We start from the raw sequence: 25892 nt of genomic DNA, 5'->3' as shown, positions 1-25892 counted from the left end.
GGCTAGAGTTTGACCTGACCCACCCTGTCGACCGTGGATCGCACCCGCGATTCCCGCGAGGCAGGGTCACCAGTCACGGCGGCGCAGAGCCTGCACACCATGCATGCGCCCCGCAGACGGCGATGACTTAGGCGGAGCAGCCCGGACCGGGCGAATACCGAAGACGACGAGGAGAGTCCACGAGCAATGGCAGCGAGCGCGGCAGTACCCGAGGATTTTGTCAGCGGTCTCGAGGGCGTCGTCGCCTTCACCACCGATATCGCCGAGCCTGACAAGGACGGTGGCGCGCTGCGCTACCGCGGAGTCGACATCGAGGACCTGGTCGGTCGCGGCGTCACCTTCGGCGACGTCTGGGCACTGCTCGTCGACGGCGAGTTCGGCCAGGGCCTGCCGCCCGCCGAGCCGTTCCCGCTGCCGATCCACACCGGCGACGTCCGCGTCGACGTGCAGGCCGGCCTGGCCATGCTGGCGCCGATCTGGGGATACCAGCCGCTGCTCGACATCGACGACGACACCGCCCGCGAGCAGCTCGCCCGCGCCTCGGTGATGGCGCTGTCCTACGTGGCGCAGTCGGCCCGCGGTGTCTACCAGCCCGCCGTGCCGCAGAAGGTCATCGACGAATGCCCCACCGTCACCGCGCGTTTCATGACCCGCTGGAAGGGTGACCCGGACCCGGCGCACACCGAGGCCATCGACGCGTACTGGGTCTCCGCCGCCGAGCACGGCATGAACGCCTCCACCTTCACCGCCCGGGTCATCGCCTCCACCGGCGCCGACGTCGCTGCGTCGCTCTCCGGCGCCATCGGCGCGATGTCCGGCCCGCTGCACGGCGGCGCCCCGGCCCGCGTCCTCCCGATGATCGAGGAAACCGAGAAGAGCGGCGACGCCCGCGCTCTCGTCAAGGGCATCCTGGACCGCAAGGAGAAGCTGATGGGCTTCGGGCATCGCGTGTACCGCGCCGAGGACCCCCGCGCCCGCGTGCTCCGCGCCACCGCCAAGCGTCTGAACGCGCCCCGCTACGAGGCCGCCGCCGCGCTCGAGCAGGCCGCCCTCGCCGAGCTGCGCGAGCGCCGCCCGGACCGCGCGATCGAGACGAACGTCGAGTTCTGGGCCGCCGTCATCCTCGACTTCGCCGAGGTCCCGGCGCACATGATGCCCGCGATGTTCACCTGTGGCCGTACCGCCGGCTGGTGCGCGCACATCATGGAGCAGAAGCGTCTCGGCAAGCTGGTCCGCCCGGCTGCCATCTACACCGGACCCGAGCCCCGCACCCCCGAGTCCGTCCAGGGCTGGGACCAGATCGCCGGCTGATTCGGGCCCTCTGCCCGTTCGCACCACCAACGAGAAGGAACTCGAACCGATGACCACCCCGATCATCCCCGCCGACCTCAAGCCCGTCGATGGCCGATTCGGTTGCGGACCGTCCAAGGTCCGCCCCGAGCAGCTCCAGTCGCTCGTGGACGTTGGCGCCTCGGTGTTCGGCACCAGCCACCGTCAGAAGCCGGTCAAGGACGTCGTCGCCCGGGTGCGTTCCGGCCTGGCCGACCTCTTCTCGCTGCCCGAGGGCTACGAGGTGGTGCTCGGCAACGGTGGCACCACCGCGTTCTGGGACGCGGCCGCGTTCGGCCTGATCCGCGAGAAGTCCCTGCACCTGACCAACGGCGAGTTCAGCTCCAAGTTCGCCTCGGTGGCCAAGGCCAACCCGTTCATCGGTGACCCGATCGTCGTCTCGGCCGAGCCGGGCAGCGCGCCCGCGCCCGTGTCGGACCCGTCGGTCGACCTCATCGGCTGGGCGCACAACGAGACCTCCACCGGTGTCGCGATCCCCGTGTCGCGTCCGGCCGGCTCGGAGAACGCGCTCATCGCGATCGACGCCACCTCCGGTGCGGGCGGCCTGCCGGTGAACATCGCCGACTCGGACGTCTACTACTTCGCACCGCAGAAGTGCTTTGCCTCCGACGGCGGGCTGTGGATCGCGATCATGAGCCCGGCCGCCCTGGCCCGCGTCGAGGAGATCAAGTCCACGGGCCGCTGGACCCCGGACTTCCTGTCGCTGCCGATCGCGGTGGACAACAGCTCCAAGGACCAGACGTACAACACCCCGGCGCTGGCCACCCTGCTGCTGTTCGCGAACCAGATCGAGTGGATGAACAGCAACGGCGGGCTGGACTGGGCCACCAAGCGCACCGCCGATTCGTCCTCGCGCCTGTACAACTGGGCCGAGGCCAGCGAGTTCGCCACCCCGTTCGTCGCCGATCCGGCGCACCGCTCCCAGGTCGTCGGCACCATCGACTTCGACGACAAGATCGACGCAGCTGCGGTGGCGAAGATCCTGCGCGCCAACGGAATCGTGGACACCGAGCCGTACCGCAAGCTGGGCCGCAACCAGCTGCGCGTCGGTATGTTCCCGGCGATCGATCCCGAGGACGTCACCGCGCTGACCAAGAGCATCGATTGGGTGGTCGGCCAGCTCTGAGCCGAACCCAGCAACAGTCAGCCCCCGACATCGCCTGCCGGGGGCTGACTGCTTTCTACGGCAGACCGCATCCGCATGGGTTGCCGCACTTCTCGGCCCGGGGATGACAGGATCGGCAGCGACTGACATCGATTGGGAGGGAATCGCTTGATGTTCAAACGCAGTTTCGTCGTCCTCGCCGCACTGACCCTGGCCGCGTTCGCCGCGGGATGCGGAAATGACTCCTCGGACATATCCACGACCACGACGTCGGCGGCGATGTCGACCACGTCCGCGCCGACCACCACGGCCGCGCCGGCGACCCCGGCCGCACTGACCCCGGAAACCCCTCCGGTGTCGCTGCCGCCGGTCGTGGTGTCCCCGGCACAAGGACCCGTCGGCGCGGACGGCTCCACCGGCAACAACCTGAGCACCGAATACTGTGCGCGCAACCAGGATCCGGGATGCCCCATCGGCAGCTACGTCGCACCGGACGCCATCCCGCACCCCGATGGCAGCGGAAAGTACGTTCCGTGTGAGGGCACCATCTGCACCAACCCGGACCACGGCGCAGGGACCGACCCGCAGCAGAACGGCGGCGCGGTGATGGAGAACCCGAACGGCGACGGCGAGGTAGTCCCGTGCGAGGGCACCATCTGCACCAACCCGAACAACGGCGCGGGCGGGTAGCCGCCCCTAGGGGCCGGTGATCGTGGTCAGGAAACTCGCTCGGACATCGTCGCGGCCCGCCGCCTCGAGCAACGCGGAGAACGCGGTGACCTCCTCCGCGGATGCGCGGCGGGCCGTGTCGGCGAGGAAGGTCGGGTCGTCGAACAGGTCGGCGACGGCGTCGGCCGCACGGGCAAGGGTGAAGATGTCATACATGGCAGATCGGTCCTGACAACTGCGGTGAGCACGAAGGCCCTCCACCAGAAATTAACTTAGCGTGCCCTTCGTTAGGTCTGCCTAAGTAAAGGCGACAGGGGATCACAAGTCAACACAGTGGCGACCGGTCACCATTTCGGAACCACAGCCTATGCGGTACCTTCGGTCACACATACATTGCCCCGTCTCCGAGGAGGTCCGCCGTGACCGAACACATCGACGTGCTGATCGTCGGTGCCGGACTGTCCGGGATCGGCGCCGCCCACCAGATCCAGGCCAAGTTCCCCACCCGGTCCTTCGCGATCTTCGAGTCCCGCGACGCCATCGGGGGCACCTGGGATCTGTTCCGCTACCCCGGGATCCGGTCGGACTCCGACATGCAGACCCTCGGCTATCGGTTCCGCCCGTGGACGGACGAGAAGTCGATCGCGGACGGCCCGGCCATCCTGGAGTACGTCCGGGACACCGCCCGCGAGGCGGGGATCGACAAGAAGATCAGATTCGGACACCGGGTGGTGCGTGCCCAGTGGTCGAGCGAAGACACCCGATGGACCGTGGAGGCCACGCACGGCGACGACACCGTCGCGGTCACCTGCGACTTCCTCTACGTCTGCAGCGGCTACTACCGCTACGACGAGGGATTCACTCCGAACTTCGAAGGCACCGACCGCTTTCAGGGCCGGATCGTGCACCCCCAGCACTGGCCCGAGGACCTCGACTACACCGGCAAGAGGGTCGTCGTGATCGGCAGTGGCGCCACCGCCGTCACCCTGGTGCCCTCGATGTCCGACCGGGCCGAGCACGTGACGATGCTGCAGCGCTCCCCCACCTACATCGCCGCCCTGCCCGCCAAGGACCCGACCACCAACGGGCTGCGGCGACTGCTCGGCGACAGGCTCTCCTACCCGATCGCCCGTTGGAAGAACGTCGCGTTCTCCACCGCCACCTACCAACTCAGCCAGCGCCAGCCACGCCTGGTCAAGTGGTACCTCCGGCGAGCCCAGCAGCGAGCACTGCCCGCCGGGTACGACATCGACACCCACTTCACGCCGAGCTACAACCCCTGGGACCAGCGGATGTGCCTGGTGCCGGACGGCGACCTGTTCCGGGCGATCCGCCACGGCGAGGCGTCGGTGGTAACCGACCGGATCGCGACCTTCACCGAGCGGGGCCTCGAGCTCGAGTCCGGCGCGGAGCTCGCGGCCGACGTAATCGTGACCGCGACCGGCCTGAACCTGCTCGCGTTCGGAGGGATCGAATTCGCCGTCGACGGCCGCGAGGTATCTCTGCCGGACACCCTCGCCTACAAGGGCATGATGCTCAGCGACGTGCCCAACTTCGCCTTCACGGTCGGCTACACCAATGCGTCCTGGACGCTCAAGGCCGACCTCGTCGCCGACTACGTGTGCCGTCTCCTGGCGCACATGGACCGGCAGGGTCACACGGTGTGCGTGCCGACCAACGACGACCCGGCCCTGTCCACCCGCCCGCTGCTCGACTTCGCCGCCGGTTATGTCCAGCGCTCCATCGACGAGTTCCCCAGGACCGGCACCAAGGCACCGTGGCAGCTCGGCATGAGCTACGCGCACGATGTGGTGACGCTGCGGCACGGCCGGCTCGAGGACGACGCGATGCAGTTCAGCTCCTGATCCGGGAAACAGCTCAGCCCCCGACTTCGCGTCGGGGGCTGACCTGTTGCGGCGAGTGGAGATCTACTCCGCGATGATCGCGTCGGCCTCGATCTCGACAAGCAGCGCGGGATCGATGAGCGCGCTCACCTCGAGGATCGTGGTGGCGGGACGGATCTCGCCGAAGACCTCACCGTGCGCGAGACCGGCCTCTTCCCAGCGGCTCATGTCGGTGAGGTAGATCCGGGTGCGGATGACGTCCTCGGGCTTCGCGCCCGCCTCTGCGAGGGCGGCGACGATCCGGCTGACCGCCTCACGGGTCTGCTCGGCGAGGCTGTCACCGCCGACCGGGCCGTCGGGTCCCGACGCGGTGGTACCGGACACCGACACCTGCCGGCCGATGCGGACGGCCCGCGAGTATCCGATCTTCGACTCCCAGTCGGAGCCGGACGAGATGTTGTTTCGATTCGACATGGCGCTGATTCTGTCAGCCGCCGAGTCGCCTTCCGCAGGCTAGTCCGGGTTCGCCGCCACGAAGCGCAGGAACGGGTCGAGCGCCTCGTCGCCGAGGTGCGGCCCGCTCACCTCGATGCCTGCATCGGCGGACGCGATGACGTCCGCACACCCGAGCCCGAAGCGCGGTCCACCCTCGAGGATCGCGCCGAACCCCGCAGCCGACGCCGCGAACACGACCCGACTCACCCCCGCCCACACCATCGCCGCGCCGCACATCGGGCACGGCTCCCCGCTCGCGTACACGGTGCTGCCGACCAGGTCGTCCGTGCGACCCTCCGCACAGGCGGTGGTGATCGCGTCGAGTTCCGCGTGCTCGGTCACGTCGCCGGAAGTGGCCACGGAGTTCGCGCCCTCGCTGATCACCTCGCCGTCCGCGCCGACGACCACCGCACCGAACGGCCGGTTGCCTGCCTCTCCGGTCTCGTTCGCGAGCTCGATTGCCCTGCGCAGGTTCGCGAGGTCATCGGCTTCGAGGCCAGTCATCTACTCTCCCTTTCGCAGAAATGCCTGTGCGGCGACCCCCGCCGCGATGAAGGTGTATCCCAACCAGCCGGGGCCGCCGTCGGCGGTCAGGATCAGGATGCCGACCGGGATCAGCCACACCGCCAGCGGGGCCAGCAACGCGCTCAGTGGTGGTCGCGGATCCTCCGGATACCAGGCCGAGAACTGCAGCGCGATCAGCATCGCCGCGGTCTGGATCACCCACCCCGTCCACAGGTTGTCGCTGTCGCGCAGCACCGCATCGCCGTAGAACCCGGCGATCGCGGCGACCAGGAACGCCGCGGCCCACACGCCGGTGATCACGTAGTTGATCCGCAGGAACCGCGGTGTCCGCCAGTACTGCTCGTCCACCTCCTCGCGCGCGTACTGGATGGTGAACGGCATCCGGGCCAGCATCGAGCCGACCGCGATGACCACCAGCGTGATGTTCGCGATCTCGCCGACCCAGGTCTCCATCCAGTCCTGCCCCGCCTGGTCGAGCAGAAAGTGCACCGCCAGCAGCGCCGCGAAGAACACGACGTCGATCACGCCGAGCAGTTTCATGGACCGCCCGCGCAGCAGATCGACGGCGACGAACAACACAGAGAGCGACAGTGCGATCCCGGCAGCCCAGGCGAGGCGACCCGGACCCTCGACGACCGCGAGCACGATCCACGGAGCGAGCCCGGTCAGGGGGCCGTCGAGCATCGCGCCGACCGCGTCCCACGCCCGACGCGCGGGCGAGGGAGCTGCCCGCATATCCGGAGCCTTCTCGATCATCGCTGTGCCCTCGCCGGTCCGACCACGTCCGATTTCCTGAGGGTAGCCCCGAATTCGACAGAATTTCGGCCAGAGACAATAGCGCGCCCCGATCCAAACCTGTTGACCGGGCGAGGCGTGTCCTGACCCGACCCCCATCACGGGTCGATTACAGTCGGCAAGGGCAATATCGCGAGCTACGCGATGAGGGAGGTCACGGTGCGAGAACTTCGAGTGATCGGACTTGAGCCCGACGGAACACACATCGTGTGTGCCGACAGCGAGAGCGGCGAGCGCTTTCGTGTACCAGCCGACGACAAGCTTCGCGCCGCCTCTCGGGGCGACGTCGCCCGGTTCGGGCAGATCGAGATCGAGACCGAGAGCCGCATCCGCCCCCGCGACATCCAGGCCCGCATCCGGGCCGGTGCCACGGTCGAGCAGGTGGCGACCGAGGCCGGTGTGTCGGTCAAGAAGATCGAGACCTTCGCGCACCCGGTGCTCCTCGAACGCTCGCGTGCCGCCGAGATGGCGCAGGCCGGTCACCCGGTGCGCGAGAACGGCCCCACCGTCCTGACCCTGGCCGAGATCGTCGGCCTCGCCTTCCGCGCCCGCGGCCACAACCTCGACGAGGCCGAGTGGGACGCGTGGCGCGACGACGAGGGCCATTGGATCGCCCAGCTCGAATGGCAGGCCGGGCGCACCCGCAATGCGGCGCACTGGCGTTTCCAGCCGGACTCCCACGGCGGCACCATCGCCCCGCTCGATGCGGCCGCGACCGACCTGATCGATCCCGATTTCGGGCGCCCGCTGCGCGGACTCGCCCCGATCTCCGCCGAGGACCCGCACTCCCCAGTCCTCGAAGCCGTGATCGAGGCCGAGGTCGAAGAAGAGATGGCGGAGTCCGAGTCGCTCGAACCCGGCGCCATGGATGCCCTCTTCGAGGAGGAGGACATCGTCCCCGCCGAGGACGAGGAGCACCAACCGAAGCCGGCGCCGCAGCACCAGGGCGCGAAGGACAAGCGCGGCAAGCCCTCACTGCCGTCCTGGGACGACGTCCTGCTCGGCGTGCGCAGCAGCGGTCGCGGCTGACCGATACCCGAACCGACTCCCGCCACGGGGGATCACTTAGAGTTACGCCGAGTAACACTAAGTATCTGACGTGAGCAGGGGGAAGACTGTGCTTGATTTCGACTGGCGTCCGCGGCTGAACACGCTGACCCGGAACGCATGGGGCCTGACGTTCGGCGACGGAGTCCAGGCGGCCGAGCCGACCCCGTCCGAGCAGATCACCCGCGGCCTGCACCGGGACCTGTACCGGTTCGGCCCCCAGATCGGCACCAACCCGGTCCTCCTGGTGCCCCCGCTCGCCGCGCCTGCCCAGTGCTACGACCTGCGCCCGGGCCAGAGCCTCGCGGCACACCTGCTCGACAGTGGTCGTACGCCCTACCTCGTCGACTACGGCACCATGACGTCCGCGGACCGGGGCCTCGGTTTCGAGGCCTGGGTCGACGACATCATCCCGGAGGCCCTGCGGCACGTCTCCGAGCTGCACGACGGCGCGCCCGTCGACCTGATCGGATGGAGCCTGGGCGGGACGATCTCGCTGCTCACCGGGGCGGCGCACGCCGACCTCCCGATCAGGACGATCGCCGCGATCGGCACGCCGGTCGACTACACGGAGATCGCGGCCATCGCACCGCTGCGGGCCATCGGCCGGATCACCGGAGACCGGCCGCTCACCACCGCCACCTGGGCACTGGGCGGCCTGCCCGCCCCCGTGGTGCAGGCCAGCTACCGGGTCACGGCACTGCAGCGTGAGTTGACCAAGCCGTGGTTCATCGCGCGCAACCTGCACGACACCGAGACGTTGGCCCGGATGGAATCCATCGACAAGTTCATGGCCGCCATGCCGGGCTACCCGGCCCGGTTCTTCCATCAGATCTGCACCCAGTTGATCCTGGGAAACACCCTGGCGGCGGGGCAATTCCGGCTCGGATCCCGCACGGTCGAGCTGTCCGCGCTATCGGTGCCGGTGCTGGCGGTCGGCGGCACCGATGACGTCATCGCGCCGGTCGCCTCCGTCGCGCGCATCACCGACCTGCTGACCGGGGCCCCATCGGTCCGATTCGAGACCGCGCCGGGCAGCCACCTCGGATTGCTGGCGGGCCCTGGCGCGAAGCAGACCACCTGGGCGCAGATCGACGACTTCCTGAGCGAGACCGCACCGCAGCTGGTCTGAGGGCTCACCCGCCGAAGAGCAGCAGGCTCGGGTGCGTCGCAGCTCCGCACCCGAGCCCTCGAGCAAGCTAGATCCCCGTCGAGCCGAAAATCATGGCGATCGTCAACAAGATGCCCCCGATCACGCCCGACAGGGGGTTGGCGTCACTGAGCAGAAATTCACCGAGAGATCCCATATCGCTTCTCTTTCCAGTTGTGATCGATGGTCACGCGGAGACTACAGAAAAGTGAATCGCTGCCTGTTTGCTTTCGGCATGAGGGCTCATCCGTGGGCGAGGTGCGCGTCCACGGTCCGACCGACGAGGGCGCCCGCGCCCTGCGGGTCCCCGATGACCTGCAGGGCGCGGTCGGCCGCCAGCACGGCCATCCCGTGCAGTCCCGTCCAGATCCCGAGCGCCCGCTCCCTGGCATCCGCGCTGCCCGCGGTCGCCTCCTCCACCAGCGCGACGAGCGACCCGAACAACGGCAGACTCGTGCTCCGCAGTTCCGCCCCCGAACCCTCGAGCAGGTCGTGGCGGAACATCAGCTCGAACATCGCGCGCCGACGATCGGCAAAGCGCACGTAGGCCCAGCCGAGCGCGACGAGCCGGTCCCGGGCAGGCAGGTCGCCGTCGTCCAGGGTGGACCGGACAACGGCCGCGAGGTCGGCAAGGCCCTCGGCCGCGATCGCCGCGAGCAGCGCCTTGTGTGTCGGGAAGTACCGGCGCGGGGCGCCGTGCGACACCTCCGCCGCCCTGGTGATCGCGCGCAGGCTGACCCCCGCGATGCCCTCCCGCTCGAGCAGCTCGACACCACACCTGACCAGCTTGTCCCGTAGCGGTTCGTCGTCCACGTAGACATTGTCTAACACTCGGTGACAGAATCGGCGACCTACGCGTAGACACTGTCTACGACCGGTCGATCGATCACCTCGGGAGCGCGCACTGTGTGGTACTGGCTGTTCAAGTACGTCCTGATCGGACCCGTCCTGCGCCTGTTCGGCAGGCCGACGATCGAGGGCGCCGAGCACATTCCGCCGACCGGGCCGGTGATCCTCGCAAGCAACCACCTGACCGTCGCCGACTCGTTCTTCCTGGTCCTCATGGTGCGACGGCGCATCACCTTCGTGGCGAAGAGCGAGTACTTCACCGGCACCGGACTCAAGGGCAGGCTCACGCGCTGGTTCTTCTCCTGTACCGGACAGGTCCCCATCGACCGCAGCGGGGCGGACGCCGCTCGGGGCGCACTGACGACGGCGACCGGGATTCTCGAGGCGGGCGGCGTCTGGGGCATCTACCCCGAGGGCAGCCGCTCACCCGACGGGCGGTTGCACCGCGGCAAGACCGGCGTCATGCGGGTCGCGCTGCCCACCGGCGCCCCGGTCCTGCCCGTGGTGATGCGCGGCACGCCCGCGGTCAATCCGATCGGTTCCCGGATGTGGCGGTTCGGCAAGGTCCACATCACCGTGTGCGCGCCACTGGATCTGGCGCATCACCGCGCGGCCGTTCCGAGCGAAGGGACGGTGCGCGAGGCGACCGACGAACTGATGCGGACCCTGCTCGCCAACTCCGACCAGGAATACGTGGACGCGTATGCGGCCAAACGGGTGGGGGTTTCGCTCCCACACGAAACCGCGCCCAGGTCGTACCCTTTCAGGTAAGCGACGAAAGGGAGGTGCAGGCTGTGGGGGCCAAAGCATCAACTATCTGGTACGTCGACGCCCCCGATCCCATGGCCGTCCTCCGCGATCATCCCGAGCCCGACGCCGAGGCGGCACACGCGCTGGTCGGCAAGCTCTATCCCGAAATGATCATCACGCCACTCGAACCCGGCCCCCTCGCCACCTCGGCCGGGGTGTCACCCGGCGTGGTCTACGTCGGCAGCTATCCCGGGCTCACGGTCGTGTGCGGATCGAACCTCACGGTGCACGATCCGTCGAAACTCGATGAATCCTGGACTCGCCCACTGGCTTCCGAGCGCACCTATCTGATGTGTACCGAACCGGACACCGCCTGGGCATCTTTCGCGTACTGGGAACGCGGGGCCCTGCGCCGCTCGTTCAGCGCGACGCCGGTGCACATCTACGAGGACTTCGGATTGCCGCTGGTGTGGGAACGAGGGTTCTGGGCCGGAGAACATCCCATGGCCTACCCGGCGGAGGTGCTGCCCGACCCGCAGGCGCTGCCGTTCCATCCCGGCGAGTTCGCCGAGGCGGCCAACGCCGAGTGGCTCGGGTTCCGCTACACCGGGCCCGTCCGCGACGGCGAGATCGACCCCGCCACCGTCGGAGTCTGCGGTTTCGCCGTCTACAAGGAGGGCGAGGCGCCTCCCTCGATCCTCTCAGGAAAGCCCGACCGCGCGCCCCGGGTCGGACTCTTCCGCGGGATCCGCCAGTGGTTCGGGTTCGGCTTCGACTGACCCGAGGTCAGCCGGCCCCGGCCAGCAATGCGATCCACCCGGCGACGACTCCCACCACGGCGCCGAGCACCGCCCAGCGCCACACCGGCACCGTCCGCCACTGCCACAGTGTCGGCGCCACACCGACCGCGACCAGCACATTGACCACCAGCGCCAGCAGCGGGTGCACCGCCGCCATCGCCGCCCCGCAGGCGGCCACCCCGACGCCGGTGAGCACGGCCGCGAAACCCGACACCACAAGGCCGGTGGCCCACGGTGTGCGGGCGCCGACCGGACCACTCATCCGGCCGTCCTGACCCGTTCGTAGAACGCCATCGCGGCCGCGGTCGCCACGTTCAGGGAGTCGGTTCCCGGCGCCATCGGAATCCGCGCGCGCACATCGGTGTTGCGCATCGCGTACTCCGACAGTCCCGGCCCCTCGGCCCCGAGCAGCAGCGCCACCTTGTCCCCCGTCATCGCCTCGGCCAGCGTCACCGCCGACGGATTCGGGGTCAGGGAGATGAGCTGAAATCCGTTGTCCCTGAGCACATGCAACCCGCGCGGCCACTCCGGCACCCGCGCGAACGGCACCCGCAGCACGTGCCCCATCGACACCCGCACCGCCCGCCGGTACAGCGGGTCGGCGGTGCTGCCGCCGAAGAGGACGGCGTCGACCCCGAGTCCCGCGGCGTTGCGGAACATCGAGCCGATGTTCTCGTGGTCGTTGACGCCCTCGAGCACCGCGACGGTGCGCGCACCGCGCAGCACCTCCTCCAGCTCCAGCGGGGGTGGGCGGTGCGCGGCTGCCAGCACGCCGCGGTTGAGATGGAACCCGACCACCTCGGCCATCACGTCGGCGGAGGTCCGGTAGAACGGGACGTCGACGCCCTCGAGATCGTCGGCCAGCTCGCTCAGCCGCCGATCCACGCCGAGCAGGCTGATCGGCTCGAACCGGGAGGCGAGCAACCGCTGCGCCACCAGCACGCCCTCGGCGATCACCAGACCCTTGCCCTCCGGCAGATCCGGACGCCGATCCGACGAGTTCAGGTCGCGGAAGTCGTCCAGGCGGGTGTCGGCCGGATCGTCGATATCGATTACGTGAACCACACCGCCATCCTGCCGTACACCACAGTGCCACCTACAAATCTGTGCCACCCTCGAAGGATGACCGAAAGGGCGATCGCGATCAGGACGGCAACGGAGACGGACTGGGACGCGGTCGCGCTGCTCGATGCGCACGCGTTCGGCTTCCACCCCACCGACGAGGACATGGCCTTCACCCGGCGGTTCGCCCGAACGGAGGACGTCATCCTGGCCACCGACGGCGACCGGCCCGTCGCGGTGGTGATGCACTTCGCGATGCGGATCACCGTCCCCGGCGGAACCCAGCTGGATCTGCCGGGGGTTTCCTGGGTCTCGGTCGCGCCGACCCACCGCAGGCGCGGCATCCTGCGCGCACTGTTCACCGAACAGCACCGGCGGTTCGTCGCGGCGGACGCACCGTTGTCGATCCTCACCGCCACCGAGGCCACCATCTACGGCCGCTTCGGCTACGGTCCCGCGACCAGCGAGCTCGCGGTGTCGGTGGACCGGCGTTCGGCCCGGATCCGTGACACCGCAGCGGATCCGGGCGGGGTGGCCCTGGTGCCACCAGCCGACGCCCGCGCGGCGCTGCCCGCGATCTACGACCGTTGGCAGGCGCGCACTCCCGGGGCCCTGGCCCGGCCGAAGGTGTACTGGGACCGGATGTTCGCCGATCTCGAGCACCGCCGCGACGGCGCCTCCGCCCTGTTCTATCTGGTGCACGCGGACGGCTACGCGACCTATCGTCGCAAGCAGACCCCTGGCGGGATGGTCGCGGTGGTCGATGACCTCGTCGCCGCGACCGACGAGTCGTATGCGGCGTTGTGGCGGGTGCTCGCGGGTATGGACCTGATGAGCGAGATCCGGGTCGATCAGGCCGCGGACGACCCGCTGCCGTGGCTGCTGACCGATGCCCGGCTGCCGCGGGTGACCTCGCGGGACGACGCCGTCTGGGTGCGCATCATGGACGTGCCTGCCGCGCTCACCGCGCGCACCTTCGCCGTCGACCTGGACGTGGTCCTCGAGATCCACGACCCGTTCCTCGACGCGGGCGGCAATTTCTCACTGCGGGTGGTGGACGGCCGGGCCACGGTCAACCGAACCGATGCTCCGCCGCAGGCCCGTCTCGATCTAGACGTACTCGGCAGCCTGTACCTCGGAGGTCACCGGGCGCGCTCGTTCGCTCGGGCCGGGCGGCTGTGGACGAGCGACGAGGCGGTCCTCGACCTGCTGGATCTGGCCTTCCGCGCCGACCGGGAACCGTTCGCAGGCTGGCACTTCTAGGCCGACGCGGAGGCGCTACTCCGAGTCGCTGACCATCGAACTGATGATCTCGACCGACTCGCGGAGCACGGCGATCTGCGAGTCGTCGAGCGCCGCAAGGCGATCGTTCATCCACTTCTCCCTGGCGCTGGTCTCGTCTGTCACCAGGGCCTGACCGGGGTCCGAGAGGGACACGATGATCTGGCGGCCGTCGGTGGGGTGCGGTGTCCGCACGACAAGGCCCAGCTCCGCGAGCGAGGCGATGACCCGGGTCATCGACGGCGGCTGCACCCGCTCCTTGGCCGCAAGCGCACCCGGCGTCATCGGCCCGTCCGCGGAGAGGCTGGCAAGCGCCGACAGCTGCGTCAACGACACCTGAGAGTCGGTGCGCCGCCCGCGGAGATGCCGCGTCAGACGCACGACGGCCAACGAGAGATCACTGGCCAGGGTGCGAGTATCCAATGTCACCCTCCGGAGGATACGGCACTACCTGACAAGCGGTTCAGGTAATCGCATCCGTGATGGGTCCGACTGCGAAATAGGCCACGAACAGGCCCGCGACCACCCACAACAGCGGGTGGATCTGCTTGATCTTGCCGCTGAACGCACCGATCACAACCCAGGCGATGAAGCCGACGCCGATGCCGTTCGCGATCGAGTAGGTGAAGGGCATCACGACGATGGTCAGGAACGCCGGCAGCGCGATGTCGAACTTGGTGAAATCGATGTCGCGGACCTGGCCGATCATCAGCGCGCCGACGATCACCAGGGCGGGCGCCGCGGCCTCGATCGGCACCACGGAATACAGCGGGGTCAGGAACATCGCGGCGAGGAACAGCAGTCCGGTGACCACGTTGGACAGCCCGGTGCGGGCGCCCTCCGCGATGCCCGAGGCGGATTCGACGAACACCGTGTTCGAGGAGGCGGACGCGCCACCGCCGACGATCGCGCCTGCACCCTCCACGACGAAGGCCTTCCCGATCCCGGGCAGGTTGCCGTGCTCATCGGCGAGTCCGGCTTCCTTACCGAGGCCGGTCATGGTGCCCATCGCGTCGAAGAAGTTGGCGAGCACCAGGGTGAAGACCAGCAGGCTGGCGGCCAGCACACCGATCCGGGTGAAGGCCCCGAACAGGTTCACGTCGCCGACCAGGCTCAGATCCGGCATCTGCGCGAGCACGTCCGGCATCGTCGGGACGCTGAGGTTCCAGCCGCTCGGGTTCACCCCCTTCGAGGGGCCGACATGCCAGATCGCCTCGATGATCGCGGCCAGCACCGTCGTCACCACGATGCCGATGAGCAGGCCACCGCGGACCTTGCGCGCCACCAGGATTCCCATCAGCAGCACGCCGAAGACGAAGATCACCGTCGGCCAAGTGGAGATGGAGCCGCTGATTCCCAATCCGACAGGAACGCTGGTGCCCGCGACATCCGGGATGCGCCGGACGAAGCCGGCGTCGACGAATCCGATGAACGCGATGAACATGCCGATACCCGCGACGATGGCCGACTTGAGCGCGTCGGGGACCGCGTTGAACACCGCGGTCCGGAAGCCCGAGATCGCCAGCACCACGATGATGATGCCGTCGATCACCACCAGGCCCATCGCCTCCGGCCAGGTGACCTGCGGCGCGATCGTCACCGCGAGCAGCGCGTTGATGCCGAGGCCCGCGGCGATGCCGAACGGGTAGTTCGCGATGATGCCGAACGCGATGCTCATGACACCGGCGACGAGCGCCGTCACCGCCGCCACCTGGGTGACCGGCAGGATGTTGCCGAGCACGTCCGTCTTCGCGGCCGCGTCGTCAGGAGAGAAGCTGCCGAGGATCAGCGGGTTGAGCACGACGATGTACGCCATCGCCACGAAGGTGACCAGGCCGCCGCGGACCTCGTTGCTGACCGTGGAACCACGTTCCGTGATCTTGAAGTAGTTGTCCAGGAGCCTCGAGGTTCCAGCCATAGCGTCCAATGTCCCAATCGCCGAAGGTGCGCGTCGCACCTGGGAGGTTAGGGCAAAGGGGAACGGGTAGCTTAATCATGTGACCGAGACCCGCGACGACCCGTTGATCCCTCGCAGGCTCACCGATCCGCGTCCGGTGGTGACGATCGGCACACTCGCCTGGCTGGTCACCACCGCGGTGGTGCTCGCCTCGGGTGAGCGCTGGCACGCGGCGCTGCCGATCTGTCTGGCCGGATTGGCCGTCGGCGCACTCGGATTCACGCTGTTCCTCGTCCAGCGGGCCGCCGCGCGCCGCGGCAGCAAGGGCGCGCAGCGCGGCCTGAGCTGACCGGGCCTAGACCCGGCTCGGCTCCATCGTCGGGTCGTCCCCGGCCTCGAACTCCTCCAGCTCGTCGTACTCGTCGTGATACTCCTCACCCGCGACCGGATCCTCCGTTCGCCTGCGCCACCAGAGCGTCACCGCCACGGCGGCGGCCACCAGCGCCAGCAGTACCAGGACCGCGAACCAGAACCTCGGACCGTAGTAGCCGCTGAGCGTCATCCGGAGGGCGTTCCTCGCGTAGGTGAGCGGCATCAGTGCCTGCAGCCAACGGAACGGCTGCGGCATCTGCTCGATCGGGAACACACCGCCGAACGAGAACAGCTGGACCATCAACAGACCCAGCGCGATGAAGGTGCCGTTGACGGCACCGAAAACGACGGTGAGCATCCGGGCGAGCGCGAGGGCCGCCGCGCCGATCAGCAGCATCACCGCGACCATCATCACCACGCTCGGCGGCTCCGCGCCCGTCAGGGTGATCGCGGCGATCGAGGCCAGCACGGCGCCGCCTGCCATGATCGCGGCGGGCATCCGGTAGCGCCGGAGCCCGTCGCGCCTGGTCGGCCTGATCACGAACCAGATGAGGATCCCGAGCAGGAACAGCGCCACGGACATCACCACCGGCACGGCACCGGGACCGAAACCGGCCGCGACGTTGATGTTCTGCGGGCTCAGGCTCACCGGTGACGCGAGCATCGCGGCCGTGGCCTTGCGCTCGTCCGGCGTGAACGCAGGCACCTGTGCCGCGCCGTCGGCGAGACCCTTGGCGAGCTCCGCGCTGCCGTCGTCGAGCTGTCCGACTCCGACCTGGAGCTCACCGAGGCCGTCGCGCAACTGCACGCCGCCCGCGTCGAGCTGTCCCAGTCCGGAGTTCAGCTCGGCCGCGCCCGCGTCGAGCTGGTGCGCACCGTCGGCCAGTTGACCCAGCCCGCCCGACAGTTCGCCTGCACCCGCGGCCGCGGACTGAAGCCCGCCCCGGTAGTCCGCCGCCGGGTCCGAGAGCTGGAAGGCGAGCTCCCGCGCGCCCGCTTGCAGCTGCTTGAGCTGGCCAGCCACGTCCTCGTCACCGGTCGGGAGCCCGGCGGCGACCATCGTGTCGACGAGCGGACCGACCACCGTGTCGATCACCTCGCTGATCTGCTTGGCGCCCGCGCCCAGCTCGTCGGTGCCCGAAACCAGCTGCGAGAGGCCGTTGTTCAGTTCGGCCGCGCCCGCCGCTGCCTCATCGGCGCCCGCGGCGAGCTCCGAGGCGCCCGCGGAGAGCTCCCCGCTGCCCGCGTACGCCTCGCTCAGGCCCGAGGAGAGCTCGACGCTGCCGTCAGCGAGCTGGGTGGTGCCCGACAGCGCCTCCCCGGTACCCGCCGAGAGCTGGCGAGCCCCCGAGGCGGCCTCCTCGAGCCCCTTGCCCACGTCGCCGAGCCCGACGAGCACCTGGTCCACCGACTGCTCGCCGATCGATTCGGAGACCGCGGACCGCACCTGCGCCATCAGACCCTCGCCGACCGGCGTCGCGACCAGGCTGTTGTGGTCGTTGTAGACGACCTCGAGCCGCGCCTTCTGCGCGTCGGGCGTCCCGGCGCTGGCGATGTCGGCGCTGAAGTCCTGCGGGATCACCAGCGAGAAGTAGTACTCCCCGTCCTCGACACCCGCGGTGGCCTGCTCCAGGTCCACCTCCTGCCAGGCGACATCGCCACTCTCGATCAGCGAGGCGGCCACGTCCTTGCCTGCCTCGAGTCGGGTGCCGTCCATGTCCGCGCCCGCGTCGTTGTTGACGATCGCGACGGGCAACCGGTCGAGGGTGTCACCGGGGTTCCACAGCGCCCACATGTAGAAGCCGATGAGCGCCAGCGGGGCGATCACGATAGCGGCGAGCACTCCACGGCTGAGATGGATCCGACGCGTGGGCTGGTCGGGAACGCCAGGGGTGGCTGCTGCCGCCATGGGGTGACCTCTTCTCGTGACCGCAAAGCTGGACGATCGTCCAAAGCGGTCACCTTAGGGAAGACGGCGCTCCATTGGCAGAGTTTCGCGAAGATTTAACAATCGCCCAGATCCACAGACCCGCCCAGGCGGCGCCGAAGAGCCAGCCCGCGATCACGTCCGTGAGCCAGTGCGCACCCAGGTAGACCCGGGAGAGCCCGACCGCCAGCGTCCACAGGCCCAGCCCCACGAACACAATGGGGGTGTTCCAGCGTGGCCCGCCGATCCGGACGATCACCTCCGCAACGACGCACACCAGGATCGACGACATCATCGCGTGCCCGGACGGGAACGAATGGGTCAGCTCGACCACCAACCGTGCCGGCTCCGGCGGCCGTTCCCGGCCGAACGCGAGCTTGAGCAGGGACATCACCAGCTGGCCGGTGAACATCGCGCCTCCGACCAGCAGCGCCTCCGGTCGATGCCGTCGCGCCAGCAGGGCGAGCACGATCACCGAGGTGATCACCCACGAGGCCACCGTGCCACCGAGATTCGTGATCACCGTGACGACGTCGGTGAGCCAGGGTGTGCGGATCCCGACCATGAAATCCAGCACCGTCTGGTCAATCGGCATCCGGCCGGCCCCTTTCGAGATCCTGTCGCTCCGCAGGCTCCGCTCCGGGACATGGTCGCTCCGCAGGCTCCGCTCCGGGACATGGTCGCTCCGCAGGCTCCGCTCCGGGACATGGTCGCTCCGCAGGCTCCGCTCCAGCCAGCAACCCGCGCTCCGTGCAGTGCGTCCGCCCCTCCTCGTCCACCCACCACGGCAGTTCGACGTCGCCCCGCACCGCCCCGCTCAGCCGAACGGTCAGGCGGTCGTGCACCACCAGGGTGCCCTCGGGCAAGGGCAGTCCAAGCGCGATGTGGGCGAGCACCGCGGCGGGCTCGCGGTCCCAGGCGCTGACGCGGCGGCCTGCGCCGAGCACCTCGCCGCGAATCGCCTCGGACGCGGGTGGCAGGTCGAGCAGCTCGGCCAGCCCGGCCGCGCTCGGCAGATCACCGACCACCAGGAGCTCCGACGGCACGGCCGCCGCCAGCCAGGGCCGGTCCAGCACGACGGCCTCGGCCGGGTCGGCCAGCTGCCCGGACAGCGTCCGGACCGCCGCGGGCGGCGAGAGCTCGTCGAGGTCGAGGATCCCCGACGCAGTCGCCTCCGCCAGCAGCCGGTGCGTTCGCGCCACCACAGCGGGGCCCGGGTCCCGGTCGCGGTCGGCGAGCCGGTCCAGCAGCAATTCCGCCATCTCGACACCGTCGACCCGGTCGGCGGCCACGACCCCCGACAACGCCGCGGCGTCCGGGTGCTCGAACACGTCGAGCAGCCCCTCAAAGGTGTGATCGTCGGGCCGGCGCATCGACCCCAGCCGGACCCCACCCAGGCGCGCGTGCCTGCGCAACCACCAGGCGGTGTACCCGATCCGATCCGAGAGCAGCGCCGCGGTCGCGGGCTCACCGGCCAGCAGGCCGAGCGCCTCCGGCCAGGCGCAGGAGTCCACGAGGTCGAGGTCACGGACGGCGAGCAGCACCTCCGGATCCTCCTCGAGTGTCGACCACCAGGCGTCCTCGTCATCGAGGTCCTGCTCGGGTCCGGTCGGCAGGTCCGCCCGGAGCACGGTGAATCCCCAGCCGACCCCGACTCCGCGCAGCGCTGCCTCGCCGAACCGCTCGACCAACTTCGGCGACACCGTCCCGAACGGCGAGTCCGCCGCCAGCACGCGGGCGAGCGGCGCGCCCGGCAGCAGCAACTCGTCCGCGGCGCGCAGCATTCCGTCCTCATCCGGCAGGGGCAGTTGGCCGAGCCAGCCGGGCAGGTCACCCGCCGCGGCGGCGACCGCGGACAGCGACAGCACCGGTTCAGCGAGTTCGCTTGCGGCGGTGGGATCGTCGAGATCAATGTCCTCGATCGCCGACCGCAGGGCGGGGTCGGCGAGAACGTCGAGCGCGGATGCGCTGCCCGCCCCGAGCCTGCCGAGCAGCCGGTGGGCGGCATCGGGATGCACCAGCCGGATCCAATGGACCCCGTGTGCGTCGATGCCGTGACCGAGCGCCCCGAGGTCGTGGCCGAGCACGACGGTTCGCGGGCCGGTCACCGTGCGACCGTCCGTCAGCGGCACCGGGATGGCGGCCAGCTCTTCCGCGGCGACCGAATCCACGACCAGCGGCTCCAGCGCCACGTAAAGCCTTCCCCACCAACCCGGTTCGCGATGGATCCCGGCGAGCAGCTCGGTCAGGTGCGCCAGCCCGATGCGGTGCACCCCGACGGCGGACAGCGCCTGGGCCTCGCGCTCGGTGGACAGCGCGGGACCGAGCAGCCCGGGGATCACGTCCTGCAGCAGATCGGCGAGCTCCGCCGTCAGCCCCGGCAGCACGACGGCGGATCCCGGCACCAGCGCCATGCCGTCGGCGCCCGGCAGCCAGGCGTTGCCGGTCAGCTCCCGCAGTACCGCCTCGCGCAGCACCGCATCCACCTCACCGCGCGCGAACCCGGGCAGTGGGACCAGCCGCAGTCGTTGCGACTCAGGAAGCGCCGCAACGAAATCGGCATATCCGTCGGCCAGGTGCTCGAGGGCGGCACCCGGCATCAGCCGTCTGCGGTCGGGCTGCAGCGCCGCGTCCGCGATCAGGATCGCAGGCAGCGACAGTTCCTCGTCCGACCGGGTCGGCGCGCGCAGCACATCGGCGGAGACCGGGCGGACCCGTCCGTCGCTGACCGGCACCGCCCAGCGCGCGGACGGGGCCGCCGAGTACTGCCACCAGGTGCGCTCGCCGACCGACGGGAGCGGAGCGACCTGAACCCGGAGCTCGGTCAGCCCGTCGGCGAGCGGCCGCTCGGATCGGGTGAACGTCTGGTCGGCGAGCTCGATCGACGCCAGCGCCGGCAGCTCCAGCAGCAGGTCGGGGGCGTCCTCGGCCAGTTGCCGCAGCAACTCCTCCCCGTCCACGCCCGGTCGCAGCGCCAGCACCACCTCCGAGTCGAAACCGGCGGCGGGCGCCGCGTCGGTGGGCCACACCAACCGCAGTACGGGCACGCCCCGCTCGGGTTCGTCCAAGCCGGCGGCGCGGAGTTCGTCGCGGGTCCGCTCGGCGGAGAAGACGATCGAGCCGGTCTGGGACCGCACCTCGACCTCGTCGCTCACCGACAGCACGGCGGTGAATCCGACCCCGAACCTGCCGACCACCGGCCCGCCGTCGGTGTCCTTACCCGAGACCCGCAGCGCGGACAGGGCCTGTACCCCCGCCTGATCGAGGGGGACGCCGGTGTTCGCGACGTGCAGTCGGGTGCCGTCGAGCGTGATCCGCATCGCCCCCGGCACCCCGGCCCTTGCGGCGGCGTCCGCGGCGTTCTGGGCCAGCTCGGTCAGCAATCGGTCGCGGTATCCCGCGGCCGCGAGGTCGGCCTCGGTTGCGGCATCCTCGCGGAGCCTGGTCGGCGAGGAACGCCACGCGAGCAGCGTCGATTCCCTCAGCGCATCGGCGCCGAAGGGATCGGCGACCGTCAGTCCGTCGATGCCGGTTCCCCGGCGGCGTCGGAGGTCGGTGCCTCGTCCGCGGGCGCCTCGGCTGCGGGCACCTCGTCCGCGGGCACCTCGTCCGTGACTGCCCCGGCTGCGGGTGCCTCCACCTTCGGTTCCGGCAGCGCGACCATTTCCACCGCGCCGTCGTCGTAGGCGTCGAACTGCGGGCTACCCGCGCCGGTGGGCAGCGTGGTGTCCGAGTGGGCGCCGCAGCCGTACTCGGCGTACACGACGTGACCGTCGGCGGCCATCTCGTTGCCACACACCCCGAACGCCACCTTCAGCGAACCGGACAGCGGCAGATAGAACCCGCACAGCTCGCAGGTGGACGGCGCGGCCTTCGCCATCTCGGAGTCGGGACCGTAGTCGCCCTCGCGCCAACGCTCCGCGGCGTCCAGCCGGCCCTCGAGACTCATGACCTGCTTGCGGCCGAGGCCGACCTCGAGCGCCACCTCGTCGACCGCGGGGTCGCCGGTCGCCACGTAGCCGGGCACCAGCCGCGGGTCGCTCGGCAGCGGGGCCAGCAGGTCGCCCGGCGAGAGGTCGCCGGGGCGGATCCGCTCGTCCCACGGAAGCCAGTCGGGCGCGGTCAGCGCGTCAGGACCGGGCAGCAGGGCCAGCTCACTGACGGTCGCCCGATCGGACTCCGGGTCGGCCGCGAGAACCACCGCCCACTGCCAGCCGCGGTAACCGGGCAGCTGCGCGGAGAACCGATGGGTGGCGGCGCACTCGCCCTCGGAGGTGACGCCCAGATGTGCACCGACTTCCCCCTCGCCGAGGTCGATCAACGCCTGACGGGCCAGGTCCACAGCATCGGCGAGGACGGGGCGCACGGGGGCAAGCTCGGGGGCAGATTGGGCACTCACACCCCCATTTTGCCGTATCGCAGCAAATCACCGGCGCAACGGGCTGCAATGCTGGTCCGATGACCGGGCGACGGCTACCCCAGATCGCGGCCGCTGTGGCCGCCTTGATGCTCACCGGCTGCACCAACGCGGCCACGAATTCCGGCACGGAACCGGACGCGGACCGCGTCGAGCGACTTCGCGTCGAGGTCGTGGGCGAGCGGCCACACGACCGGGGGGCCTTCACCCAGGGCCTCGAGGTCTCGGACGGCGAACTGCTCGAGGGCACCGGCATGGCCGGACGGTCGGACATGCGGGCCGCCTCGTTGGAAACCGGCGTGGAGCGGCTCCGGGTGCCGGTGCCCGAGCAGATGTTCGGCGAGGGCATCACCGTCGCGGGCGACACCGTCTGGCAGATCACCTGGCGCGACGGCGTGGCGATCGCGCGCGACCGCGACACTCTCGCCGAGCGCTCCCGCACGAGCTACGAGGGCGAGGGCTGGGGCCTGTGCGCGCAGTCGGACCGCCTCCTGATGAGCGACGGCTCGGACACCCTCACCTTCCGCGACCCGGTCACCTTCGAGCCGCGTGGCACCGTGGCGGTCACGCTCGACGGGCAACCGCAGGACCGACTGAACGAACTCGAATGCGTCGGGGACACAGCGGTTTACGCGAACGTGTGGCAGACCCAGCAGATCGTGCGGATCGACCCGGACTCCGGCCGGATCACCGCGGTGATCGACGCGTCGGGCCTGCTCACGGACGAGGAGAGCCGCTCGGTGGACGTGCTCAACGGGATCGCGGAAGTGCCGGGCACCGACCGATTCCTGATCACGGGCAAGTACTACCCACGCCTGTTCGAGGTCCGCTTCGTGCCCTGACAGCCGCGACGGGCGAGGCGTGTGGTCCTTTGTCGCCCATCTAGGACAGAATTGACCCGTGACCGGACCACGCGTGCCCAACGATCCCGACGGGAGTCGGGCATCCGACGACCTCGGACCGGGCCAGGGCCATCCGGGATTCGAGAACTATCCGCCGACGCGCCGGACCTCGGCCCGCCGCGCGCCGCTGCCCCCGCTGCATCCCGTGGGTGACACCCGACAGGGTTCCTCCGGTGAAACCCGGCAGGGCTCCTCGAGTGAAACCCGGCAAGGTTCCTCGCCGAAGCCGCCACCGATTCCCCGCAAGCTCACCGTCACCCGGGTGGCGGCGATGCGCAGCCGTGAACTGACGAACAGGGGCATCGCCACCTTCCACCGGGCGGCCAAGGCCGACGGCGCCGAGAAGTCGGGACTGACCGCGCTGACCTATGCGGTGATGGCGAACTTCGCCACCGACGCCGCCATCGCGGTCGCGTTGGCGAACACACTGTTCTTCTCGGCCGCCACCGGCGAGGACAAGACCAAGGTCGCGCTGTACCTGCTGATCACCATCGCCCCGTTCGCGGTCATCGCCCCGCTGATCGGCCCGATGCTCGACCGACTGCAGCACGGCCGACGGCTCGCGCTTGCATCCTCGTTCGCGCTGCGCACCGTGCTGGCGGTCGTGCTGGTCTTCAACTTCGACAGCTGGGGCCTGTATCCGGCCGCGCTCGCGATGATGGTGCTGAGCAAGTCCTTCTCGGTGCTCAAGAGCGCCGTCACCCCGCGCGTGCTGCCGCCGGAGATCGACCTGGTCCGGGTGAACTCCCGACTGACGGTCTTCGGACTGATCGGCGGCACCATCGGCGCGGGGGCGGTGGCAGGAGCGCTCGCGCTCATCGTCAGGTCGTCCTCGGGGCCGTTGTGGTTCGCCGCCGCGGTCGCCGCACTCGGCGCGTACCTGAGCATGCGGATCCCGGCATGGGTGGAGGTCACGGAGGGCGAGGTGCCCGCCACCCTGACCTATCACGGCGACGACGCGCGCACCGAGCCGATCGGCAAGGACGCGGGCGAGGCGGCGAAGGCGAGCAAGCGGCGCCAGCCGCTCGGCCGCGCAGTCATCACGGGTCTGTGGGGTAACAGCACGATCCGGGTGCTGACAGGGTTCCTGACGCTCTACATCGCCTTCGTCGCGAAGTCCCGCACCGAGCACGAGCCGATGGCGCAGGCCGCGATGCTGGCCCTGGTGGGCGCCGCGGCCGCGATCGGCAACTTCGCGGGCAACGCCACCGGCGCGCGGCTCAAGCTCGGCAGACCGTCGGTGATCGTGCTGCGCTGCACGGCCGCCGTCACCGCGATCGCGATCATCGCCGCCCTCACCGACAGCCTGCTCACCGCGGCGCTGGCCACCCTGGTCGCGTCGGGCGCGAGCGCGCTGGCCAAGGTGTCGCTGGACGCCTCGCTGCAACACGACCTGCCCGAGGAGTCCATCGCCTCCGGCTTCGGGCGCTCGGAGACCGTCCTGCAGCTGAGCTGGGTCATCGGCGGGGCGCTCGGCGTGCTGCTGCCCACCGAGTACTGGATCGGATTCTCCGTGGTGTCGGTGCTGCTCGTGCTCGGCCTTGTCCAGACCTTCCTCACCTACCGGGGTTCGACGCTGCTCCCCGGCCTCGGTGGCAAACGCCCGAATGTGGCCAACCAGGAGATCACTCGACCGATCTCCGCGAACGCAGGGAACCGAACGTCGTGACCAAGACAAAGAAGATCGTCCTCATAGGGACCCTGGGGCTGCTGATCGCGCTCGCCGGGTTCGCGGCCGTCGTCACCGCGCTGGTGCGGGGCGCGGACGAGGAGCCGCCGACGGTCACCGCGTTCGCGGGCGGCAAGTCCCTCGTGGTGGAGCCGACCCAGTACTGCAACCTCTATCTGGAGGACTGCGTGGAGAGCCCCGTCGCCGAGCTCCAGGTCCCCCGCGGCAAGCCCCTGCAGATCTCCCTGCCCGGCGACATCGCCGACGGGCTGTGGCGAGTGGTGATGGTCTACCAGCTCGACGACGGCCGGGTGGGCGTCGACGAGCGATACCACTCGCCGGGCGAGTCCCTCGCGATCACCGTCGAGACCCCGGAGGGCATGCAGCTCAACGGCATCGAGATCCAGCAGCCGTCGGCCGTGGTCAACGAGCAGGGCCTGCCGTTGGTGCACGCGACGTGGGCCATCAAGACCGCCTGATCGGGTACAGCAACGCCGAGGGGCACCGTCGCGTGACGGTGCCCCTCGGCGTTGGTGTCGGGTGCGGCTAGCTGTCGAGCTCGCGGGCGACGGCGCGCACGACCTCGGAGATGCGCTGCGCGGTCTTGCGGTCCGGGTACTTGCCCTTGCGCAGGTCGGGCTGCACCTTGGCCTCGAGCAGGGTGATCATGTCCTCGACCATGCCGTGCAGCTCGTCGGGCGTGTGCTTGCGCACGGTGTCGTCCTTGCGGGCTCCACCGCCCTGCCGGATCGACGGCGCCGGATCGAGCACCTTGAGGCTCAGCGCCTGCGGACCACGACGTCCCGCGGCCATCCCGAACTCGACGCGCTGGCCCGCCTTCAGGCCCTCGACACCGTCGGGCAGCGCAGACGAACGGACGTAGACGTCCTCCCCCTCTTCCTGGGAGAGGAAGCCGAAGCCCTTTTCAACGTCGTACCACTTGACCTTGCCGGTAGGCACTGCGTTCACCTGCTCATCTACATAAA

27 protein-coding genes are annotated in these 25892 nt (G+C 69.7%); 13 read left to right on the top strand and 14 right to left on the bottom strand.

Annotation, left to right across the window (positions count from 1 at the left end; all coding sequences use genetic code 11):
• Window positions 1–186: 186 nt before the first annotated feature.
• The 3 genes from ABIC28_RS25245 (at window position 187) to ABIC28_RS25235 (ending at window position 3145) form a co-directional block, all read left to right on the top strand.
• Window positions 187–1311: a citrate synthase 2 gene (locus ABIC28_RS25245; RefSeq protein ID WP_077042735.1), complete on the top strand. Its 1125-nt coding sequence runs from the start codon at window positions 187–189 to the stop codon at window positions 1309–1311.
• Between the two features lie 49 nt (window positions 1312–1360).
• Window positions 1361–2476, top strand: a complete 1116-nt coding sequence (serC, locus tag ABIC28_RS25240; protein WP_027500951.1) for a phosphoserine transaminase — start codon at window positions 1361–1363, stop codon at window positions 2474–2476.
• 150 nt (window positions 2477–2626) lie between these two features.
• The gene (locus ABIC28_RS25235; RefSeq protein WP_245221040.1) at window positions 2627–3145 is read left to right on the top strand and encodes a hypothetical protein; all 519 of its coding nucleotides are present in this window, start codon (window positions 2627–2629) and stop codon (window positions 3143–3145) included.
• Between the two features lie 6 nt (window positions 3146–3151).
• On the opposite strand, the gene ABIC28_RS25230 is transcribed toward ABIC28_RS25235, so the two are convergent.
• Entirely contained in the window at window positions 3152–3340 is a 189-nt protein-coding gene (locus ABIC28_RS25230; RefSeq protein ID WP_209927500.1) for a hypothetical protein, read from the bottom strand.
• 203 nt (window positions 3341–3543) lie between these two features.
• On the opposite strand from ABIC28_RS25230, the gene ABIC28_RS25225 reads away from it, so the two are divergent.
• Window positions 3544–4989: a flavin-containing monooxygenase gene (locus ABIC28_RS25225; protein ID WP_354581369.1), complete on the top strand. Its 1446-nt coding sequence runs from the start codon at window positions 3544–3546 to the stop codon at window positions 4987–4989.
• 63 nt (window positions 4990–5052) lie between these two features.
• On the opposite strand, the gene ABIC28_RS25220 is transcribed toward ABIC28_RS25225, so the two are convergent.
• Genes ABIC28_RS25220 through ABIC28_RS25210 form a run of 3 tightly spaced genes read right to left on the bottom strand, consistent with a single transcriptional unit; the run spans window position 5053 to window position 6723 of the window.
• A complete protein-coding gene (locus ABIC28_RS25220) occupies window positions 5053–5442 on the bottom strand; it encodes a RidA family protein (RefSeq protein WP_179800716.1) in 390 nt (129 codons plus the stop codon).
• Window positions 5443–5481: 39 nt separating this feature from the next.
• Window positions 5482–5967: a nucleoside deaminase gene (locus ABIC28_RS25215; protein WP_097214239.1), complete on the bottom strand. Its 486-nt coding sequence runs from the start codon at window positions 5965–5967 to the stop codon at window positions 5482–5484.
• Window positions 5968–6723 (bottom strand): hypothetical protein, encoded by a 756-nt coding sequence (locus tag ABIC28_RS25210; RefSeq protein ID WP_245221041.1) that lies wholly within the window; start codon window positions 6721–6723, stop codon window positions 5968–5970. It abuts the gene before it with no gap.
• Window positions 6724–6942: 219 nt separating this feature from the next.
• On the opposite strand from ABIC28_RS25210, the gene sepH reads away from it, so the two are divergent.
• Window positions 6943–7812 carry a septation protein SepH gene (sepH, locus tag ABIC28_RS25205; RefSeq protein ID WP_179800715.1) on the top strand — a complete coding sequence of 290 codons (870 nt, stop codon included), beginning with the start codon at window positions 6943–6945 and terminating at the stop codon, window positions 7810–7812.
• A gap of 88 nt (window positions 7813–7900) precedes the next feature.
• Entirely contained in the window at window positions 7901–8962 is a 1062-nt protein-coding gene (locus ABIC28_RS25200) for a polyhydroxyalkanoate synthase family protein (protein WP_097214236.1), read from the top strand.
• A 261-nt stretch (window positions 8963–9223) separates the two neighbouring features.
• On the opposite strand, the gene ABIC28_RS25195 is transcribed toward ABIC28_RS25200, so the two are convergent.
• Window positions 9224–9793, bottom strand: a complete 570-nt coding sequence (locus ABIC28_RS25195) for a TetR/AcrR family transcriptional regulator (protein WP_097214235.1) — start codon at window positions 9791–9793, stop codon at window positions 9224–9226.
• A gap of 93 nt (window positions 9794–9886) precedes the next feature.
• Here ABIC28_RS25195 and ABIC28_RS25190 point away from each other — a divergent pair, with 93 nt between their 5' ends.
• Both ABIC28_RS25190 and ABIC28_RS25185 read left to right on the top strand, forming a co-directional pair.
• A complete protein-coding gene (locus ABIC28_RS25190) occupies window positions 9887–10600 on the top strand; it encodes a lysophospholipid acyltransferase family protein (RefSeq protein WP_097214234.1) in 714 nt (237 codons plus the stop codon).
• Between the two features lie 23 nt (window positions 10601–10623).
• Window positions 10624–11358, top strand: a complete 735-nt coding sequence (locus ABIC28_RS25185) for a DUF6928 family protein (protein WP_097214233.1) — start codon at window positions 10624–10626, stop codon at window positions 11356–11358.
• A 7-nt stretch (window positions 11359–11365) separates the two neighbouring features.
• Here ABIC28_RS25185 and ABIC28_RS25180 read toward each other — a convergent pair whose 3' ends face one another.
• Together ABIC28_RS25180 and ABIC28_RS25175 are read right to left on the bottom strand one after the other, a co-directional pair.
• On the bottom strand, window positions 11366–11641 hold the full coding sequence (locus ABIC28_RS25180) for a DUF2537 domain-containing protein (protein WP_097214232.1): 276 nt from the start codon (window positions 11639–11641) through the stop codon (window positions 11366–11368).
• Entirely contained in the window at window positions 11638–12444 is an 807-nt protein-coding gene (locus ABIC28_RS25175; protein WP_027500962.1) for a TrmH family RNA methyltransferase, read from the bottom strand. Before ABIC28_RS25175 ends, ABIC28_RS25180 begins: the two co-directional genes overlap by 4 nt.
• 57 nt (window positions 12445–12501) lie before the next feature.
• Here ABIC28_RS25175 and ABIC28_RS25170 point away from each other — a divergent pair, with 57 nt between their 5' ends.
• Window positions 12502–13704, top strand: a complete 1203-nt coding sequence (locus tag ABIC28_RS25170; RefSeq protein WP_097214231.1) for a GNAT family N-acetyltransferase — start codon at window positions 12502–12504, stop codon at window positions 13702–13704.
• A gap of 15 nt (window positions 13705–13719) precedes the next feature.
• Here ABIC28_RS25170 and ABIC28_RS25165 read toward each other — a convergent pair whose 3' ends face one another.
• Window positions 13720–14151, bottom strand: a complete 432-nt coding sequence (locus ABIC28_RS25165) for an Rv0880 family HTH-type transcriptional regulator (RefSeq protein WP_097214230.1) — start codon at window positions 14149–14151, stop codon at window positions 13720–13722.
• Window positions 14152–14185: 34 nt separating this feature from the next.
• Window positions 14186–15640 carry an NCS2 family permease gene (locus ABIC28_RS25160; protein ID WP_097214229.1) on the bottom strand — a complete coding sequence of 485 codons (1455 nt, stop codon included), beginning with the start codon at window positions 15638–15640 and terminating at the stop codon, window positions 14186–14188.
• Window positions 15641–15719: 79 nt separating this feature from the next.
• Here ABIC28_RS25160 and ABIC28_RS25155 point away from each other — a divergent pair, with 79 nt between their 5' ends.
• A complete protein-coding gene (locus ABIC28_RS25155) occupies window positions 15720–15968 on the top strand; it encodes a DUF2530 domain-containing protein (protein ID WP_077042749.1) in 249 nt (82 codons plus the stop codon).
• 6 nt (window positions 15969–15974) lie between these two features.
• Here ABIC28_RS25155 and ABIC28_RS25150 read toward each other — a convergent pair whose 3' ends face one another.
• From ABIC28_RS25150 to ABIC28_RS25135, 4 genes are read right to left on the bottom strand one after another with little or no spacing between them, the layout of a single operon-like run.
• On the bottom strand, window positions 15975–17900 hold the full coding sequence (locus ABIC28_RS25150) for a YhgE/Pip domain-containing protein (protein ID WP_097214228.1): 1926 nt from the start codon (window positions 17898–17900) through the stop codon (window positions 15975–15977).
• A gap of 49 nt (window positions 17901–17949) precedes the next feature.
• Entirely contained in the window at window positions 17950–18513 is a 564-nt protein-coding gene (locus ABIC28_RS25145) for a phosphatase PAP2 family protein (RefSeq protein ID WP_097214227.1), read from the bottom strand.
• Window positions 18503–21403: a sacsin N-terminal ATP-binding-like domain-containing protein gene (locus ABIC28_RS25140; protein WP_374102920.1), complete on the bottom strand. Its 2901-nt coding sequence runs from the start codon at window positions 21401–21403 to the stop codon at window positions 18503–18505. Before ABIC28_RS25140 ends, ABIC28_RS25145 begins: the two co-directional genes overlap by 11 nt.
• Window positions 21404–21432: 29 nt before the next feature.
• A complete protein-coding gene (locus tag ABIC28_RS25135) occupies window positions 21433–22317 on the bottom strand; it encodes a DUF3027 domain-containing protein (protein ID WP_257017837.1) in 885 nt (294 codons plus the stop codon).
• A gap of 59 nt (window positions 22318–22376) precedes the next feature.
• On the opposite strand from ABIC28_RS25135, the gene ABIC28_RS25130 reads away from it, so the two are divergent.
• Genes ABIC28_RS25130 through ABIC28_RS25120 form a run of 3 tightly spaced genes read left to right on the top strand, consistent with a single transcriptional unit; the run spans window position 22377 to window position 25385 of the window.
• The gene (locus ABIC28_RS25130; protein WP_097214225.1) at window positions 22377–23177 is read left to right on the top strand and encodes a glutaminyl-peptide cyclotransferase; all 801 of its coding nucleotides are present in this window, start codon (window positions 22377–22379) and stop codon (window positions 23175–23177) included.
• Between the two features lie 58 nt (window positions 23178–23235).
• Window positions 23236–24906, top strand: coding sequence for an MFS transporter (locus ABIC28_RS25125; protein WP_097214224.1), 1671 nt, complete (start codon window positions 23236–23238; stop codon window positions 24904–24906).
• A complete protein-coding gene (locus ABIC28_RS25120; RefSeq protein ID WP_077042755.1) occupies window positions 24903–25385 on the top strand; it encodes a DUF2771 domain-containing protein in 483 nt (160 codons plus the stop codon). Before ABIC28_RS25125 ends, ABIC28_RS25120 begins: the two co-directional genes overlap by 4 nt.
• A gap of 67 nt (window positions 25386–25452) precedes the next feature.
• Here ABIC28_RS25120 and ABIC28_RS25115 read toward each other — a convergent pair whose 3' ends face one another.
• Window positions 25453–25866: a cold-shock protein gene (locus tag ABIC28_RS25115; RefSeq protein WP_097214255.1), complete on the bottom strand. Its 414-nt coding sequence runs from the start codon at window positions 25864–25866 to the stop codon at window positions 25453–25455.
• Window positions 25867–25892 lie beyond the last annotated feature (26 nt).

Origin of the sequence: Rhodococcus sp. PvR044 (assembly GCF_040548995.1) — a bacterium.
Classification (GTDB): Bacteria; Actinomycetota; Actinomycetes; order Mycobacteriales; family Mycobacteriaceae; genus Rhodococcus_G; species Rhodococcus_G oryzae.
This window is presented reverse-complemented; position numbering and strand designations above follow the sequence as displayed.

Excerpts from the sequence above, each read along its gene's own strand:
- ABIC28_RS25215 (WP_097214239.1), bottom strand. The coding sequence starts at position 5,967 with ATGACTGGCCTCGAAGCCGATGACCTCGCGAACCTGCGCAGGGCAATC.
- ABIC28_RS25245 (WP_077042735.1), top strand. The coding sequence starts at position 187 with ATGGCAGCGAGCGCGGCAGTACCCGAGGATTTTGTCAGCGGTCTCGAG.
- ABIC28_RS25170 (WP_097214231.1), top strand. The coding sequence starts at position 12,502 with ATGACCGAAAGGGCGATCGCGATCAGGACGGCAACGGAGACGGACTGG.
- ABIC28_RS25235 (WP_245221040.1), top strand. The coding sequence starts at position 2,627 with ATGTTCAAACGCAGTTTCGTCGTCCTCGCCGCACTGACCCTGGCCGCG.
- ABIC28_RS25220 (WP_179800716.1), bottom strand. The coding sequence starts at position 5,442 with ATGTCGAATCGAAACAACATCTCGTCCGGCTCCGACTGGGAGTCGAAG.
- serC (WP_027500951.1), top strand. The coding sequence starts at position 1,361 with ATGACCACCCCGATCATCCCCGCCGACCTCAAGCCCGTCGATGGCCGA.
- ABIC28_RS25180 (WP_097214232.1), bottom strand. The coding sequence starts at position 11,641 with ATGAGTGGTCCGGTCGGCGCCCGCACACCGTGGGCCACCGGCCTTGTG.
- ABIC28_RS25145 (WP_097214227.1), bottom strand. The coding sequence starts at position 18,513 with ATGCCGATTGACCAGACGGTGCTGGATTTCATGGTCGGGATCCGCACA.
- ABIC28_RS25210 (WP_245221041.1), bottom strand. The coding sequence starts at position 6,723 with ATGCGGGCAGCTCCCTCGCCCGCGCGTCGGGCGTGGGACGCGGTCGGC.
- ABIC28_RS25230 (WP_209927500.1), bottom strand. The coding sequence starts at position 3,340 with ATGTATGACATCTTCACCCTTGCCCGTGCGGCCGACGCCGTCGCCGAC.
- ABIC28_RS25160 (WP_097214229.1), bottom strand. The coding sequence starts at position 15,640 with ATGGCTGGAACCTCGAGGCTCCTGGACAACTACTTCAAGATCACGGAA.
- ABIC28_RS25150 (WP_097214228.1), bottom strand. The coding sequence starts at position 17,900 with ATGGCGGCAGCAGCCACCCCTGGCGTTCCCGACCAGCCCACGCGTCGG.
- ABIC28_RS25130 (WP_097214225.1), top strand. The coding sequence starts at position 22,377 with ATGACCGGGCGACGGCTACCCCAGATCGCGGCCGCTGTGGCCGCCTTG.